A 16,554-nucleotide genomic window follows, 5' to 3' on the forward strand; every position below is an offset into this window, starting at 1 on the left:
AAATGCGCGTAACTCACTGCAATGGTTAGGTTCGCGGTCAGGCGAAGCCCTCTTCGATGAATTCCAGCGCGCAGCCAGCGAGCATGGCCACGCCGCGCGGCAGGGCTGTTTCATCGACATGCATGCGGGGCGAGTGGATGGCGCAGCAGGCGCTCCAGTTGTCGCCTTCCGGTGCCACGCCAAGGAAGAACATCGCGCCCGGTACTTTTTCGAGCACATATGAGAAATCCTCGGCGCCCATGATCGGGGCGGGCAGATCGTGCCAGCCTTCATCGATATCGCCAAGGCCGCGCGCGACTTTCTGGCCGAGGCGCACGGCGCGCTCGTCGCAAATCGTGACCGGAAAGCCGCGCTCTATCGCGACCTCGGCGACGACGCCGTGTGCCTCGGCGGTGGCGCGGGCGGTCTGGCTCAACAGGTCGTGCACTTTTTCGCGGTGGTCGTGGCTGAGCGTGCGGATCGTGCCTTGCAGGACCGCTTCATCAGGGATGACGTTGAAGGTAGTCCCCGCTTCCATGCGCGCGACCGTGACGATCACCGCGTCCGAGGCTTTGAACCGGCGTGTCACCATTGCCTGCAGCGCGCTGACGATCGCGGCGGCGGCAGGGATCGGGTCGGCGCAGTCATGCGGCATCGAGGCATGGCCGCCCTTGCCCTTAACCGTAATCGTAAACTGGTCGGCCGCCGCCATCAGCGGCCCCGCCCGTCCGGCAACCACGCCGAACTTCGCATTGGGCATGATGTGGAGCGCGAAGGCGGCATCGGGCAGCGGGTCGATCAGGCCGTCATCCAGCATGAAGCGCGCGCCGTGGTGCCCTTCTTCGCCGGGCTGAAACATGAAATCGACCGTTCCGGCAAGCTCACCCTGCATCGAACACAAAAGCTTCGCCGCGCTCACCAGCATCGCGGTGTGCGTGTCGTGGCCGCAGGCTTGCATGCGCCCCGAAATGGTGGAGGCAAATTCTAGCCCCGTCTTCTCGTCCATCGGCAGCGCGTCCATATCTCCGCGCAGCAGCACCCGACGAGAGCCCCTGCCTGACTTGCCTGCCGCGCCTGCCTTGCCCCCCACCATTGTCGCGACCTCGCCGGTGGTCGAGGGTCCGCGCTTCCAGTCGAGCGGCAGGCCGGCAAGCGCCTCGCGCACCTTGGCCATTGTCATGGGGCAATGCAGGCCAAGCTCGGGCTCGGCATGGATGGCGCGACGCAGCTTCACCGTTTCCGGGTTAAGCGAGCGGGCGGTTTCGAGCAGGGTTTGCGTCAACATGGGCGCAAGATTAGCGCACATTGTGTCCAAGACCAGAGGTTTCACGATTGGGCCGACCCGCCGGGCCATTGATCGGCGCAGACCTTGCGAAAGAAAGTTAGCCACCCATGTAACCGCGCTGCGACACATGACCGAATATTACAATACCGGGACATGAACCCGGTGGTAAAAATGCCGTCCAAAGACTAAGGATCTCGCATGGCGACGCCGATTTATCAGTTCACGCAGCTCCCGCAGGGCTCTTCGAAGAGCGCGGCGAATGCGCGTGCGCATCGTGCGCGCGCTGAAGGGGAACCGCCAAGCGTCGGCGTGATCTACAACCCGCGCAGCCATGGCAACAAGGGTGTCGACTTCGACTGCGACATCAACCCTCAGGTCCACATTTCCAAGCCCGGCGATCGCTCCGATCTGCCCGAGGCACTCGCTGAATTTGCCGCCACCGGCATCGACTTGCTCGTCATCAATGGCGGCGATGGCACCGTGCGCGATGTCCTGACCCACGGTATCGACATTTTCGGCGATGACTGGCCTGCTATTGCTGTGCTTCCCAAGGGCAAGACGAACGCGCTGACCGTCGATCTCGGCGTGCCGGGCGACTGGTCGCTCCAGAAGGCGATTGACGCATTCGAACACGGTTCACGCGTGGTGCGCCGCCCGCTTCAGGTGACGTCGCTGAACGATGGCCCGGTCAGCCGCGTACTGGGCTTCATATTCGGCGCGGGCGCTTTCACGACCGCTATCAATGCAGGTCAGGGCGCGCATCGCCTCGGCGCTTTTAACTCGACCGTGGTCGGCGTGACGGCAGCCTGGGGCGTGTTGCAATGGGCGCTGGGGTCGCGGGCGAACCCGTGGCGACGCGGCGCGAAGATGACGATCAAGCTGGGCAGCAGCGAAGTGCCGATGGAACATAGCGGCGTTGGCGACCCTCAATGGCGCCAGATCCTGCTTGCCTCGACGCTTGAGACGATGCCTGCGGGGATCAAGCCGTTCGGCGACTTGAAGAAGGGCCTGAAACTGGCCGTCACCGACCAGATTTCGCGCAAGTCGGCGATCGACCTGTTCCGCATGATCCGCGGCCACACGCCTGCTGGCGCGCGCGAGCGCGGCTTTCACCAGCTCAGCACGCCGCAATTCAAGCTTGAGATCGAAGACAGCTTCATCCTCGATGGCGAGGCATTTCCGGCTGGCGAATATCGCATCGGTCAGGGGCCGGAGCTTGAATTCATCCGCCCCTAAGGCATAGAGCACCGCGCTATGGCGCGCTCACCTCAATCCCTGTCTTCCCGCATATCGCAGCAGCTCGATGCCGAAGTTCGCGCCGAGGTGCGCGAATTTGCGCGCGCGCTGGCGGAGCAGGCGTCCGAAGGCGGCGCGCTTGCAGTGCTGTTTTACGGGTCGAACCTGCGGACCGGGTCGCTTGACGGGGTGCTCGATTTCTATGTCCTGCATCCGGGCGAGACCACGGCGCGCATCTGGCCGCGCATCAGCTATCACGAACGCGATGCAGGCGGCATCACGCTGCGGGCCAAGGTTGCGACGATGGGGATCGAAACCTTTGCCAAAGCGGCATCGGGCGAGTTAACGGATACGACGATCTGGGCGCGTTTCGTTCAGCCCTCAGCGCTCGCCTGGGTGCGCAGTGACGCGGCGCGGGCGCAGGTGACCGAAGCGATCGCCGCCGCCGCGATCACGGCAGCGCGGCTTGCCGCAGCGCTCGGCCCTCAAAACGGGACGGCGGATGATTACTGGCGCGCGCTGTTTCGCGCGACCTACAAGGCGGAGTTCCGGGTTGAGAAGCCGGGGCGCGAAAACGACATTCTGAGCGTCAACGAAGCGCATTTCGAGGGCCTTCTGCCGCTCGCATTCGAGGCGGCAGGCGTGCAGTTCTCCCGCTCAGGCGACCGCCTGACGCCCAGCCTTGCCGCGAGCGAGCGCTCGCGCATCCTGTCGTGGTGGCAGCGTCGACAGAGGCTCGGCAAACCGCTCAATTTCGCCCGGCTCGCCAAGGCCTCGACCACGTTTGAGGGCGCGGCGCGCTATGCCGCGTGGAAGATTGAGCGGCATACGGGGCTGGCAATCGAGGTCACCCCTTTTCGCGAGCGCTATCCGCTGCTCGCGGCGCCGGGGGTGTTGTGGGCCTTGAGAAAGCACCGCAAACGGCGCGAATGATACTGCGCCTTCTTACGTCATGTACTTCATCGTGATGGCGATTGAGCTGACGCCGTCGCCCACCCGGAAGCGGGTCTTGTCGATCCCCGGCTTGCCAAGATTGAAGATGTTGATCGAGGGATTGTTCGACATCGCGCCGCCATCTTCGCTGATATCGGTTTCGCCATTGCCGTTCGCATCGTGTCGCACGGCGATGGCGTAGGTGCCGCTTGCGGGCACCGGCATACAGACAACCATGCGGCCACGGCGCGCGGGCAGTTCGATACGGTTGAGCCAGCGGCCCCGTTCAAGCCAATCGCCGCGCGTTGCGTTATAGACCTGTGCGCGGACCTTGCCGGTCGAGCTTTTGATCCCGCTGATCGTGACGCGCACCGCCGGCCCGCCACCGGGCGCGCACGAGCGCATGTCGTTGGAAATCTGGTTGCGATAGTCGCTGGTATTCGATGCCTGGGCGAGCGCGGGCGCCCCGGTCGCCGCAGCGCCAAGACCGAGCAGCGTCGCCGCGCCTGCGGCAAAGGCCATCTGTTTGATCTTCGAATTCGAAGCCATCGGGTTGTTCTCGCAAATAGGTTGATAGAGGCTCACGCGGCTAAGGTTCTGCCGCAAGAATATGAGCCTGAAATGACATTTGCGTGCTGAATTGGGGCTGAACTGGCGCAATTGCGCCGGTCATCTGTATTCGTGCCTGTGCAAAAGGGCGGGGAAAAGCGGTTAATAGACATTGCTGCGCGAATCGCGTGTGCCCTATGCGTCTCCAATCCAGCGAAGGCGCAAGTAAGCATGCACCAGCGTTAACCATGGCAGCACCTTTAATCTCTCCCAGCATTCTGTCGGCCGACTTCGCGCGGCTGGGCGAAGAAGTGCGCAGCGTCGATGCGGCAGGCGCGGACTGGATCCATATCGACGTGATGGACGGGCATTTCGTGCCCAACCTGACGATCGGCCCGGACGTCGTGAAAGCGCTTCGCCCGCATTCGGACAAGCCCTTCGATGTTCACCTGATGATCTCGCCAGTCGATCCCTATCTCGAAGCATTTGCGCAAGCCGGGGCCGATATTATCACCGTCCACCCGGAGGCAGGCCCGCACATCCACCGCACGCTTCAGGCGATCCGCTCGCTTGGCAAAAAAGCGGGCGCGGTGATCAATCCGGGCACGCCGGTCGAAGTGCTCGACAACATCATGGACATGGTCGACCTTATCCTTGTGATGAGCGTCAATCCCGGATTTGGCGGGCAGAGCTTCATCCATTCGCAGCTGGACAAAGTGCGCCGCATCCGCGCGATGATCGAGAAAACTGGCCGCGAGATCCATCTCGAGGTCGATGGCGGCGTCAACCCCGACACCGCGAAACTGTGTGTGGAGGCGGGCGCCGATGTGCTGGTAGCAGGCAGCGCGACCTTCAAGGGCGGCCCCGATCATTACGCTGCCAATATTGCGGCGCTCAAGGGAGAGGGGTGATGGCGACGCTCTTCAACAAGGAGCCGGTCGAAGCCGAATTCGAAGAGATCGCCGATGAGGGCGGCTCCGCTTTCGCTCTCGGTCCCGAAGGCGAGCCGCTGCGCGAAGACGAAGAGCCGCAGACCGCCGCCAGCGTTGATGCGGCCAGCATCGAAGCGGGGCGCGCACTCGCCCTTACCGACGTCATCGCGCCGCGCACAAGGCCGGGCGAGGCGCTGATCCGCTTTGCCTATCGCCTGGGCGTTCCGGGGCATGCGCTTGCCGCACCTTTCCGCCGGCCTGCGCCCGTGCGCGTGCTGGCAACGGTGCAAAGCCCGATTACGGGCGACCGCGCGGCTGGCATCGCGCTTCGTGCCGGGCATTTCCTCGCGCATGGCGTCAAGCAGCCGATCCACTCGGTCGAATTCGACGCCGTCGCACGGCTCAGCCCCGGGCTTGAGCGGATGGTCCATTCTTTTTCATGGCTCGACGATCTCGCCGTCAGCGCGCCGCGCGAGGATTGCATCGCCGTGGCCGAACGCATCACGTCGCTCTGGCTTGACGCCAATCCATCGCCCGCCAAGGGCCCGCCCTGGGATGTCGAGCACACCGGATTGCGCCTGCTCGCATGGCTCGTCCACGCGCCTTTGGTGCTTGCAGGACAGGATGGCGCGCTGAAGCCGCGCCTGCTCGCCGCGATCGAGGAAACCGCCAACTGGCTCGACCGCAAGACCGTGCGTCACGGCGCAGGACTTGGTCAGGTTGCCGGGTGGGCGGCGGTCACGGCGGCAGGGTTGCTCCTCCCCGAAGGTCGCCCGCGCCGCCTTTATGGCGAAGCGGCCCTCATCAAGTCGCTGGGCGAACTGGTTGCCGAGGATGGCGGCGTGCTGGCGCGCTGCCCGCAGGCGCAGATGGAAGCGATCCGCATCCTCACCCACTTGCTCGCCTGTTATGAAGCGGTCGAGACGCAAGCGCCCGATGCGCTGTGGGTCATGCGCGAATTGCTCGTTCCCCCGCTTCTTGCGCTGAGGCATGAGGACGGCGCGCTTGGCAGCTGGCAGGGCCAGATGGCGATCAGCGCCGATCGCGTCGCCAGCCTCATCGCCTCGACCGGCATCCGCACCCGCCCGCTGAACGAACCGCAGCACTGGGGCTATCAGCGCCTTCGCGGCGGCAGCACGGTGGTGCAATTCGACGCCGGACCACCGCCGCGCGCGCGCCATACGCGGGTCGGCTGCGCCTCGACGCTGGCGTTCGAATTGTCGGATGGCCCATCGCGGCTCATCGTCAATTGCGGCGGCGCGGCGATTGCGGGCGGTCATGTGCCTGCGCGCATCGGACAGGGCCTGCGCGCCACGGCCGCGCATTCGACGCTGGTGCTCGACGACGCGAATTCAACCGCGGTCCTGCTCCACGGCAAGCTTGGTCGCGGAGCCGAAACGGTCGAGGTAGAGCGCCGCGTGGTCAAGCGCGCATCGGGCAATGGCAATGCGGAAGCGATCCGGGTCGAGGCGAGCCATGATGGATACGCCGCGCGCTTTGGCCTGACGCATAGCCGCATCCTCACCCTGCGCAGCGACGGCACCGAACTGGGCGGCGAGGACATCCTTCTTCCCGTGTCGCGTAAGGGCAAGACCGGTAAGGTCGGCTTCGCGATCCGCTTCCACCTCGGGCGCGGCGTCGAGGCGCGCATCACGCAGGACAAGCGCGGCGCAAGCCTTCTCACCCCCGACGGCAAGCTGTGGCAGTTCCGCCTGCGCGGCAACATGGGGGGAGAAGCCGCGCGTGAAAGCGAGATCAAGCTCTCTCTCGAAGACAGCCTGTGGGTAGACGGGGAGGGACGCCCTCACGCTACCGAACAATTGGTGATAGAGGGCCTGACTTCGCGCGGCGGGGGGCAGTTCAGCTGGCTCCTCAAGAAAATGGGATAGCTTCGAAGATGGTTGAGACGACGATCAAGCGGGCGCTGCTTTCAGTGTCCGACAAAACCGGTTTGGCGGATCTGGGCAAGGCGCTGGCCGCACGCGGCGTGGAGCTGGTCAGCACCGGCGGGACGGCGCGCGCGCTGCGCGAGGCGGGGCTTGAAGTGCGCGATGTGTCCGACCTCACCGGCTTTCCTGAAATGATGGATGGGCGGGTGAAGACGCTCCACCCAAAGGTGCATGGCGGGCTTCTGGCGCTGCGCGACAATGACGAACATGTCGCCGCGATGGAGACCCATGAAATCGGCGCAATCGACCTCGTTGTCGTCAATCTTTACCCGTTCGAGGCGACCGTCGCGAAAGGTGCGGAGCGCGCAGAGATCATCGAGAATATCGACATTGGCGGGCCTTCGATGGTGCGTTCGGCGGCGAAGAACCACGGCTTCGTTACGATCATGACCGACGCAGCCGATTATCCCGAACTGCTCGAGGAACTGGACGCCAATCACGGCGCGACCAGCCACGCTTTCCGCATCCGCATGGCGGGCAAGGCCTATGCGCGCACCGCAGCCTATGACGCGGCCATCGCCAACTGGTTCGCATTTGGCGATGCCTTCACCAATCCGCTTGGGGCAGAAGCGCTCAAGGCAACGCCTTTCGTGGAGACCATGCCGCTCGCGTTCAAGCGCGAGGACGTGCTGCGCTATGGCGAGAACCCGCACCAGTCGGCGGCGATCTATGTGCCGCAGGTGACAGGTGCGCAGGGAGTGCCTCAGGCCGAGCAGCTACAGGGCAAGGCGCTGAGCTACAACAATCTGAACGATGCCGATGCGGCGCTCGAACTGGCGGCTGAATTTGCAGGCGGTGATCCTGCGGTCGTGATCGTCAAGCACGCCAACCCTTGCGGCGTGGCGCAAGCGTCGAGCTTGCACGATGCCTGGCAAGGCGCGCTGCAATGCGATAGCGTCTCGGCCTTTGGCGGCATCGTTGCAGTCAACACCGAGCTCGATGGCGCGACCGCAGAGGCGATTGCGAGCATCTTCACCGAGGTTATCATCGCGCCCAAGATAAGCGCCGAAGCGCGCGCAATCTTTGCGAAGAAAAAGAACCTGCGCGTGCTTGAATGCGGCGACTTACCCGACCCGCGCCGGGGCGGCTTCTTCATGAAGACCATTGCGGGCGGGATGCTGATCCAGGGCCGCGACAATGGCGCGGTCGCCGAAGCCGACCTCAAGGTCGTGACCAAGCGCGAGCCCACGGCGCAAGAACTCAAGGACTGCTTCTTCGCCTGGACCGTCGCGCGCCACGTCAAGTCGAACGCCATCGTTTACGCCAAGGACGGCGCGACCTCCGGAATTGGCGCAGGCCAGATGAACCGCCGCGATTCGGCGCGCATCGCTGCGATCAAGGCGAAGGAAGCGGCTGAAACCTACGAGTGGGCGGAGCCGAAAACCGTTGGAAGCGCGGTGGCTTCGGATGCGTTCTTCCCCTTCGCCGATGGCCTGATCGCCGCCGCCGAAGCAGGGGCGAGCGCGGTGATCCAGCCCGGCGGCTCGATCCGCGATGAAGAAGTGATCGCGGCTGCTGACGAGGCGGGCCTTGCGATGGTCTTTACGGGCATGCGGCATTTCAGGCACTGATACTGTGCGAGGGCGCGTCCGCGCCCTCGTCCTCGCTAAACGTGTTCCGCTTCGCTACACACCCGCTGCGGGCGGGCGGTCGCCCTTGCGGTCGCTGGGGCGACCGATTGTTGCTGTGCGTGGCTTCCTATGATTTTCCTACTCAGTTTTGGGGCGCTATTCCGTTTTTGAGACCCGCTAGGTCGGTGGGTCGGATGGCGAAAATCGGAAAGTCACACCATGCACGCGCTGAACTGCCATTTTGTTCTTTGAAAACAGACAACTGCGGGCGATTCGCTTTTTCCTAAAGGCGGGCTTCAATGGTCCACTTTGCGGCAAAGCTCGGCTGTCTGGCGGCGAAGAAAGGCTTGGGTTCATGCATCTTTCACTGATTGGCAGGCGTAACCAAATCAGGGCCAGCAACGAACTGACGATCGAGCAATGTAACGAAATGTCGCATGATCCGCCCGTTAAGCTCAGCGCAAGCGCGCCGTCATTAATGGAACGAGCGTCGAACCTGAACAGACCACGCGAGACGACCTATGACCCTCTTCGCCCCTGACCTTTATCGCAACTTCGCCCTTGGCTTTGCCGCCGGAGGCCTGCTTGTCGCCGCCGCCACAGTCGACCAGTGGGGCTCGCGCCTCGAATCGCCCGCAATCGCTGCGCAGCCGCTCGAAGCGCCGCAGCCTGCTGACGAGTTCGTGATCGTGCCTTTGGAAGCTGAAGCTGCGGAGAATGCCGGATGAGCAAGGCCCGCCGCGCCCTTCGCAATGCCGTGTTCGCTCTGGCGCTTTCGGGCGCTGCAACACCCGCGCTCGCGCTCGACAAGCCGGTCAACGCCCCCGCTCCCGAACGCATCGCGCGCGAAGGTGCCGGGCTCAAGACCGCCATATTCGCCGGCGGGTGCTTCTGGGGCGTCGAAGGCGTCTTCAGCCACATCAAGGGCGTGAAGTCGGCGCAGAGCGGCTATCACGGCGGCGCGGCTGCCACGGCAAAATACAACCGCATCACCGCAGGCGGCACCAACCATGCCGAAGCGGTGCAGATCACCTACGACCCCTACGTCATCCGTTATGACGAGCTTCTGCGCATCTTCTTCTCGGTCGTCGCCGATCCGACGCTGCTCAACCGCCAGGGGCCCGATGTCGGCGCGCATTACCGCAGCGCCCTTGTGCCCACCAATGCCGAACAGCGCGCGGTTGCCGATGCATATCTCGCGCAGATGGAAGCCTCAGGCATCTGGGGCCGCCCGATCGTTACCAAGGTTGAGCGCCTGCGCACCTTCTATCCGGCGGAAGACTACCATCAGGACTACATGGTGAAGAACCCGCGCAGCCCCTACATCGTGCGGTGGGACGCGCCCAAGGTCGATGCGCTCAGGGTGATGTTCCCGAGTGACTTCAGAGACAGCTTTCTGCGCGATGGTTGATCGCGTGGCCCGCGCATCTGGCAAACGGCCGCCTGCGAGCCTATAGTGGACGCCATGGCTACACAGCATCACCATGCCCATGAGGAACACGCAGGCGAGGCGCTGATCGAGGCGGCTCGCGAGGCGCTTGTCGCATCGGGCGAACAGTGGACGAGCATGCGCGAGGCGGTTTTTGGCGAACTTGCCGGACAAGAGCGCCCCGCGTCCGCCTACGACATCGCCGACAACCTCTCGAAAGCGCGCGGCAAACGCGTTGCGCCGAACTCGGTCTATCGCATCCTCGACCTGTTCGTGACGAACAACCTCGCGCTCCGCGTCGAGAGCGCGAACGCCTATCTCGCCAACACGCATCCGGGTTGCCAGCACGATTGCATCTTCCTCGTGTGTGACGAATGCGGAGAGGCCAGCCATGTCGATGACGAAGACGTAAGCCGCGCCGTGCGTGAGCTTGCCTCTGCGCGCGATTTTCAGGCCAAGCGGCCCGTTCTCGAGATACGCGGCCTGTGCCGGCTATGCGCTTGACGCTACGGCACGCTGGCCAAACCTGTTCAACGCCCCGGAGTGGTGATAGCCTGACAGGCTATGTGTAAGGGTCCATTGTCACTCGCCGGTGAGTCGCGCTTCACGTGCGGTGAAGCGTTCATCGACAGGTTAGAAACAAAGGTGTAGGGCATTCCGCTATGAGTCTTTCGCCAAACACGCCACTGCTCGATATGGTCCCGACACCTGACGAGCTTCGCAAACTCAAGCCTGAACAGCTGCGCCAACTGGCCGACGAATTGCGCGCCGAGATGATCGACGCCGTCAGCGTTTCGGGCGGGCATCTTGGCTCCGGCCTTGGTGTGGTCGAGCTGACCGTTGCGATCCACTATGTCTTCAATACGCCCGACGACAAGCTGATCTGGGACGTGGGGCACCAATGCTATCCGCACAAGATCATCACCGGCAGGCGCGACCGGATTCGCACGATCCGTCAGGGTGGCGGGCTTTCGGGTTTCACCAAGCGTGCAGAGAGTGAATACGATCCGTTTGGCGCGGCGCACTCGTCAACGTCGATTTCGGCCGCGCTCGGTTTTGCGATTGCCAACAAGCTCAACGACAAGCCCGGTCGCGGCATCGCGGTAATCGGCGACGGCGCGATGAGTGCCGGCATGGCCTATGAGGCGATGAACAATGCCGCGCAGGCGGGCAACCGTCTGGTCGTGATCCTGAACGACAACGACATGTCGATCGCGCCGCCGGTTGGCGGGCTGTCGGCCTATCTTGCGCGGATGGTCTCCTCCAGCGAGTATCTCGGCCTGCGCAGTCTTGCCTCCAAGGCGGTGAAGAAAATGAGCCGCCGCCTGCACGACGCACTTGGCAAGGCGGAGGAATACTCACGCGGCATGGTGACGGGCGGCACTCTGTTTGAAGAGCTCGGCTTCTACTATGTCGGCCCGATTGACGGACACAATCTCGACCACCTTATCCCCGTGCTCGAAAATGTGCGCGACACGTCGGAAGGTCCGGTGCTGATCCACGTCGTCACCGAAAAGGGCAAGGGCTACAAACCCGCCGAAGAAAGCGCCGACAAATATCACGGCGTGCCCAAGTTCAACGTCGTCACCGGCGAAAAGCAGAAAGGTTCTGCCGGCGCGCCCGCCTATCAGAACGTCTTCGGCGACACGCTGGCCGACCTCGCCGATACCGACAAACGCATTTGCGCTATCACCGCCGCCATGCCTTCGGGCACCGGGGTCGATCGCTTTGCACAGCGTCACCCGGATCGCAGCTTCGACGTCGGCATCGCCGAACAGCACGGCGTCACCTTCGCCGCCGGCCTCGCCGCGCAGGGCATGCGTCCATTCGCCGCGATCTACTCGACCTTCCTGCAGCGCGCCTACGATCAGGTCGTCCACGATGTCGCGATCCAGAACCTGCCGGTTCGTTTCGCCATCGACCGCGCTGGCCTCGTGGGTGCGGATGGCTGCACGCATGCCGGATCGTTCGACATTACATATCTCGCCACCTTGCCCAACATGGTGGTCATGGCCGCAGCCGATGAGGCTGAACTGGTCCACATGACCTACACCGCTGTAGAGTATGACGACGGGCCCATCGCCTTTCGCTATCCTCGCGGAAACGGCGTCGGCGTTCCGTTGCCCGAAACTCCGCAGAAGCTCGAAATCGGCAAGGGCCGCCTCGTTCGCGAAGGATCGAAAGTTGCCATTCTGTCACTCGGCGCGAGGCTGGAAGAAGCCAAGAAAGCTGCCGACCAGCTGGAAGCCAAGGGGCTGTCGACCACGGTGGCCGACATGCGCTTTGCCAAGCCTCTCGATGAAGACCTGATCGCCCGCCTGATGCGCACGCATGAGATCGTGGTGACGATTGAGGAAGGCGCAATCGGTGGCCTCGGCGCACATGTGCTGACCTATGCCACCGATGAGGGCCTGACGGATAACGATCTGAAGGTGCGCACCATGCGCCTGCCCGACACGTTCCAGGACCACGATTCGCCGGACAAACAGTACGAAGAGGCCGGTCTCACTGCGCCGCACATCGTCGACACGGTGCTCAAAGCGCTCAAGCACAATTCGGCCAATATCGAGGCCGAAGCGCGGGCCTGAGCCTGACAGCCGCGCGCATTTGAATTCGCGGTCGCGGCTGGAACTGCCCGAACCGAGTTAGCGCGTCGCCGGCTCGGCCCCGGCATATGCGATCGTGTATTCGGTTGGGCGCGTGATCGTGATCGCCTGGGCGAGCTGGATCGGCTCAAGCGTCGGCTCGTAGGAGATGCCTGGACCATCCGGTCCGTTATCCTCGTCCGGATCGCGCTCGGTCTCGCCCGGTTGCAGTCCGGGAAGCGCTTCATCGATCTCCTCGACAATCGCGGGGCGCTCGGGCGGCTCTTCGCCTCTCAGCAGAGCAATCTCACGCTCACGCCGGTAGAGATAGGTGTCCCGGCGCGCCGCATAGGGATCGACCGTCTGGCGGATCTCCTCGAGCTCCGCATCCACTTCGAGGCGGGAATCGAGGTTGCTCACCACGAAATACGGGATCGCATATTCGGGCGTGTTGAACGGGCGCCCGAATGCAAATGGCAGCACCGCCTGATCGAGCGTATCGCCGATCACGTCGCGCAGGGATGTTGCCCCGGCAACCGGCAGATAGAGGTAAGGGCCTGAACCCACGCCATAAAACCCCAGCGTGTTGGCAAAGCCGTTGCGCCTGTAGGGAAGGCCAATGCCATCCTTCTCGGCGACATCGAACAGGCCGCCCACGCCAATGGTCGAGTTGATGGCGAAACGCCCCAGCGTCTCAAGCGCGTCCCCGATCTTGAACTGCAACAGGAAGTTGAGGAAGTTCGCCGGCTCACGCAGGTTGCGCACGACATTGCTCAGACCGTCGCGGATCGGGTCGGGCAGAGTATCGCGATAGAAATAGGCGACGGGCTGGACGAGCGCTTCGTCCACTTCTTGCGTAATCCGATAGCTTGCTGCGTTGATCTCTTCGATCGGATCGTTTTCGGCGGGGCCATATTCCCCCTCGACGATGATGACGTTCTCTTCGCCTTCCTCGCCCTGTTCGCCTTCATCTGGCGGGGTTGTGCCAGGCTGCGGCTCCTGATTGTCTTGTCCCTGTGCAAGCGACCAGCTGAGCGGCAGGATATCCTGTGGCGGCTGAGCGGGCGCCTCGATCACCGGGATCGGCACGCCTGCCAGGCTGGCATCGACGATCCCCGCTGCCGGAAGAGGCCCGACGAGCACGGGTGAAGTCAATACGGCCAGTGCGGCATGTGCCATCCAAAAATCTCCTGTGTTACCGTGCCTGACCAACTTCAGGTTTACGCAAAGGTTCCCTCCGGGCGGGTGGTCCTGCTATGCGATGCGCAATCGGCTTCATCTGAAGAAAGACCCGCAAGGAACCATGGCATTGCTCTTTATCGACCGCAACGGTCCTGTGACCACGCTGACAATAGATCGCGCCGAAAGCATGAACCCGCTCGGCGCGCCGGGCGACGGGGATGAGTTCACGCGGGTCTGTACAGCGATCAACCGGGATATGGAGGTGCGCTGTGTCATCCTGACCGGGGCGGGGAGGGCCTTTTCGGCAGGCGGCGACATCAAGGCGATGCGCGACAAGACGGGCACCTTTGGCGGCACGACCCCTGCGATTTCGGACGGATATCGCAACAATATTCACATGATGCTGCGCGCGCTGCACACCTTGCGCGTGCCGGTGATCGCGGCGGTCAACGGTCCGGCGATCGGGCTGGGATGCGACGTGGCCTGCCTCGCCGATATCCGCATTGCGAGCGACAAGGCCAAGTTCGGCGTCACCTTTCTCAAGCTGGGTATCATTCCCGGCGATGGCGGCACCTGGATCTTGCCACGCGTCATCGGCATGAGCCGGGCGTCGCAATTGTTCTATACCGGCGATGTAATCGGCGCAGAGCAAGCGCTGGATTGGGGCCTTGTCAGCGAGGTTGTCCCGCATGACACGCTGATGGATGAAACACGCGCGATGGCTGACAGAATTGCGAAGATGCCGCCGCATTCCCTGCGTCAATCCAAGATGCTTCTGCGCCAGGGTCAGCAGGTCAGCTATGACACCGCGCTCGAAATGGCGGCGAATACGCAGGCGATGATGCACACGACCGACGACCATGCCGAAGGTGTCGCAGCCCTCATCGAAAAGCGCGAGGCGCAGTTCAAGGGGCAGTAGCGCGTGATCGGTGCGCTTCGGTTCCTGGGATTTGCGGCCCTGGCTTATGGTCTGATCGTCGCGGCGCTGTTCGTCTTGCAATCGCGCTTCATCTATCCAGCGCCGCAGACAATGGCCGCGCTGACGCCGGGATACGAAGAGGTGACGCTGACGACGCAGGATGGATTGCAACTGCGCGCCTTCTACCGCGCGCCTTCTCAAGGAGCGCCGAGCGTGCTCTACTTCCACGGCAATGGCGGCACACTTGAAGGGGCGAGCGTGTCGAACGGCGCGCTAACAGCGGCGGGGCTGGGCGTTCTGCTGGTCGAATATCGCGGATATGGCGGCAATCCGGGTACGCCATCGGAGCAGGGGTTTTACCGCGACGCCGATGCAGCGCTGCGCTGGCTGCGCGATGAGGGCCACGCCGCTTCCGACCTGTTCGTCATCGGAAATTCGATCGGAGGCGGTGTGGCGACTTATGCGCCGCTGCAACTTGCGGAGGCCGGATCACCGCCAGCGGGCCTCGTCCTCGTGGCTCCGTTCACTTCGCTCGTCGATGCGGCTTCTGACAGCTTGTGGTGGGTGCCGGTCAGAGCGCTGCTGCGCGAGCGATACGATAACGCGGCAAGGCTGGAGCGTCTTTCGCAGATCCCCATATTGATTCAGCACGGAACAGCCGACACGGTGATCGACGACAGCCATGGGCGCGCTCTGGCCGATATCTCAGAAGGCATACGCTTCCAGTCGTTCGAATCATCGGGGCACTCTCTGTCTTTCGAACGCAGATCGCAAGCGGCCCGGCTTGATTGGGTGCTTGAACAAAGCGCGACGCGCTAGAACCAGGCCCAGATACCGGCCCTGATGCCGCCAAGCGGCCAGTGCAGCCAGCTGAAGAACACAAATGCGATCAGGCCCAGCGTCCATGGCAGCGCTCCCGCTTTGGCAAAACCGCCAAGACGCGGCCAATAGCTCGTATTGGCCTTCCATTGGTGCCAGGCATCACCCATCAGCGCCTCTTTCTTGCGGTCCTGCAGCTTCGCTCCGACGAGGGCGAGGATCCCCATTGCCAATGCGGTGATGGTCGTGCGCAAGCTCCAGAACAGGACGATGTGCGACAGCGCCCAGAGTGCAAAGCCCCACATCATCGGGTGACGGGTAATGGTGAACACGCCTCTGGGTGCCGCGCGGGCCTGAGCTTCTGCCTGAGGCGTCGGCAGCGCCGGATTTCCCATGAGAGACCCCGCTAACAGCACCATCGCAGGCAGCGTCAGTAGCGTGGCGATGATCCATCCAATCTGTCCCGAACCCGGCAAATCGGATGGCGGTGCCGCTTTGAAGGCGAAATAGACCCAGGCGAGCGTGGCAATGCTGACCAATGAATAGGCGATCTGGAAGCCAAGCTTGCCTAACATCTTCAACATTGGCGCGCGCAGCGGATGCGACATTATGAAGTGCGTGCCGACAAACGCCGCATTGGCAGCGATGAGCGTGATGATTGTCCCGTCCATGGCGGCCAAGATACCACCGCTTTCGCCAAAACGCTAAACCTGCTGGGTGCGTCCTGTGGGAATGATCGTCGCCTGTGCGCTCGCCACGTGGACGGGGTCAGCGCCATCGCTTTCGGCCCACACGTCAGCGCGCACGATCACCTGACGCTTGCCCTGCTTTATGACCTCGCCCTTGGCTCTCAATCGCTCTCCCAATGCAGGGCGCAGGAAATTGATCGTGTAGCCGCCCGTCACCACGTCACCTGCGAGTGATGCACCCGCCCATGCACAGGCATTATCGGCCATGAGGCCGACGATACCGCCATGCGCAAAGCCATGATGCTGGGTCATTTCAGGTCGCAGGTCGAGCACCAGTTCGCTCTTGCCCTGCCAGACGACCAAGGGTTCGACCTGTAGCCAGTTGGAGAAGCCAGATCGCGCAACCGCGACCTTCTTCATGTAATCGATTGACGCTTCGGGGCTGTCGAACCGGGACTGTGTCATCGAATATCTCTCCATAAAGTCTGATTCGCAGA

General features: G+C 63.1%; 16 protein-coding genes. 11 read left to right on the top strand and 5 right to left on the bottom strand.

Annotated elements, in window-relative coordinates; genetic code table 11:
* Window positions 1-37: 37 nt before the first annotated feature.
* Window positions 38-1,264: a M20 family metallopeptidase gene (locus tag CD351_RS02560; protein ID WP_111991165.1), complete on the bottom strand. Its 1,227-nt coding sequence runs from the start codon at window positions 1,262-1,264 to the stop codon at window positions 38-40.
* 198 nt (window positions 1,265-1,462) lie between these two features.
* On the opposite strand from CD351_RS02560, the gene CD351_RS02565 reads away from it, so the two are divergent.
* Both CD351_RS02565 and CD351_RS02570 read left to right on the top strand, forming a co-directional pair.
* Window positions 1,463-2,500 carry a diacylglycerol kinase family protein gene (locus CD351_RS02565; RefSeq protein ID WP_111991166.1) on the top strand — a complete coding sequence of 346 codons (1,038 nt, stop codon included), beginning with the start codon at window positions 1,463-1,465 and terminating at the stop codon, window positions 2,498-2,500.
* 18 nt (window positions 2,501-2,518) lie between these two features.
* Complete coding sequence (locus CD351_RS02570; RefSeq protein WP_111991167.1) at window positions 2,519-3,433, top strand: hypothetical protein; 915 nt, start codon at window positions 2,519-2,521, stop codon at window positions 3,431-3,433.
* Between the two features lie 12 nt (window positions 3,434-3,445).
* Here the strand turns inward: CD351_RS02570 and CD351_RS02575 are convergent, their stop codons facing one another.
* Window positions 3,446-3,982, bottom strand: coding sequence for a DUF2141 domain-containing protein (locus CD351_RS02575; RefSeq protein ID WP_111991168.1), 537 nt, complete (start codon window positions 3,980-3,982; stop codon window positions 3,446-3,448).
* Between the two features lie 248 nt (window positions 3,983-4,230).
* Here CD351_RS02575 and rpe point away from each other — a divergent pair, with 248 nt between their 5' ends.
* The 7 genes from rpe (at window position 4,231) to dxs (ending at window position 12,451) form a co-directional block, all read left to right on the top strand.
* Entirely contained in the window at window positions 4,231-4,893 is a 663-nt protein-coding gene (gene rpe, locus CD351_RS02580; protein WP_111991169.1) for a ribulose-phosphate 3-epimerase, read from the top strand.
* Complete coding sequence (locus CD351_RS02585) at window positions 4,893-6,803, top strand: heparinase II/III family protein (RefSeq protein ID WP_111991170.1); 1,911 nt, start codon at window positions 4,893-4,895, stop codon at window positions 6,801-6,803. Before rpe ends, CD351_RS02585 begins: the two co-directional genes overlap by 1 nt.
* Window positions 6,804-6,811: 8 nt before the next feature.
* On the top strand, window positions 6,812-8,434 hold the full coding sequence (gene purH, locus CD351_RS02590; RefSeq protein WP_111991171.1) for a bifunctional phosphoribosylaminoimidazolecarboxamide formyltransferase/IMP cyclohydrolase: 1,623 nt from the start codon (window positions 6,812-6,814) through the stop codon (window positions 8,432-8,434).
* 521 nt (window positions 8,435-8,955) lie between these two features.
* Window positions 8,956-9,162 carry a hypothetical protein gene (locus CD351_RS02595; RefSeq protein WP_111991172.1) on the top strand — a complete coding sequence of 69 codons (207 nt, stop codon included), beginning with the start codon at window positions 8,956-8,958 and terminating at the stop codon, window positions 9,160-9,162.
* Window positions 9,159-9,845 carry a peptide-methionine (S)-S-oxide reductase MsrA gene (gene msrA, locus CD351_RS02600; protein WP_111991173.1) on the top strand — a complete coding sequence of 229 codons (687 nt, stop codon included), beginning with the start codon at window positions 9,159-9,161 and terminating at the stop codon, window positions 9,843-9,845. Before CD351_RS02595 ends, msrA begins: the two co-directional genes overlap by 4 nt.
* Before the next feature lie 54 nt (window positions 9,846-9,899).
* Window positions 9,900-10,367 (top strand): Fur family transcriptional regulator, encoded by a 468-nt coding sequence (locus tag CD351_RS02605; protein ID WP_111991174.1) that lies wholly within the window; start codon window positions 9,900-9,902, stop codon window positions 10,365-10,367.
* Window positions 10,368-10,525: 158 nt separating this feature from the next.
* Complete coding sequence (dxs, locus tag CD351_RS02610) at window positions 10,526-12,451, top strand: 1-deoxy-D-xylulose-5-phosphate synthase (RefSeq protein WP_111991175.1); 1,926 nt, start codon at window positions 10,526-10,528, stop codon at window positions 12,449-12,451.
* Between the two features lie 57 nt (window positions 12,452-12,508).
* On the opposite strand, the gene CD351_RS02615 is transcribed toward dxs, so the two are convergent.
* Entirely contained in the window at window positions 12,509-13,627 is a 1,119-nt protein-coding gene (locus CD351_RS02615) for a VacJ family lipoprotein (protein WP_111991176.1), read from the bottom strand.
* A 124-nt stretch (window positions 13,628-13,751) separates the two neighbouring features.
* On the opposite strand from CD351_RS02615, the gene CD351_RS02620 reads away from it, so the two are divergent.
* Entirely contained in the window at window positions 13,752-14,549 is a 798-nt protein-coding gene (locus CD351_RS02620; RefSeq protein WP_111993554.1) for a crotonase/enoyl-CoA hydratase family protein, read from the top strand.
* A gap of 3 nt (window positions 14,550-14,552) precedes the next feature.
* Window positions 14,553-15,368: an alpha/beta hydrolase gene (locus CD351_RS02625; protein WP_111991177.1), complete on the top strand. Its 816-nt coding sequence runs from the start codon at window positions 14,553-14,555 to the stop codon at window positions 15,366-15,368.
* Here CD351_RS02625 and CD351_RS02630 read toward each other — a convergent pair.
* A complete protein-coding gene (locus tag CD351_RS02630; RefSeq protein ID WP_111991178.1) occupies window positions 15,365-16,039 on the bottom strand; it encodes an NnrU family protein in 675 nt (224 codons plus the stop codon). The two genes, CD351_RS02625 and CD351_RS02630, sit on opposite strands and share 4 nt — an antisense overlap.
* A gap of 33 nt (window positions 16,040-16,072) precedes the next feature.
* The gene (locus CD351_RS02635; protein ID WP_111991179.1) at window positions 16,073-16,522 is read right to left on the bottom strand and encodes a PaaI family thioesterase; all 450 of its coding nucleotides are present in this window, start codon (window positions 16,520-16,522) and stop codon (window positions 16,073-16,075) included.
* Window positions 16,523-16,554 lie beyond the last annotated feature (32 nt).

It is taken from the genome of Erythrobacter sp. KY5 (assembly GCF_003264115.1).
Taxonomy (GTDB): domain Bacteria; phylum Pseudomonadota; class Alphaproteobacteria; order Sphingomonadales; family Sphingomonadaceae; genus Erythrobacter.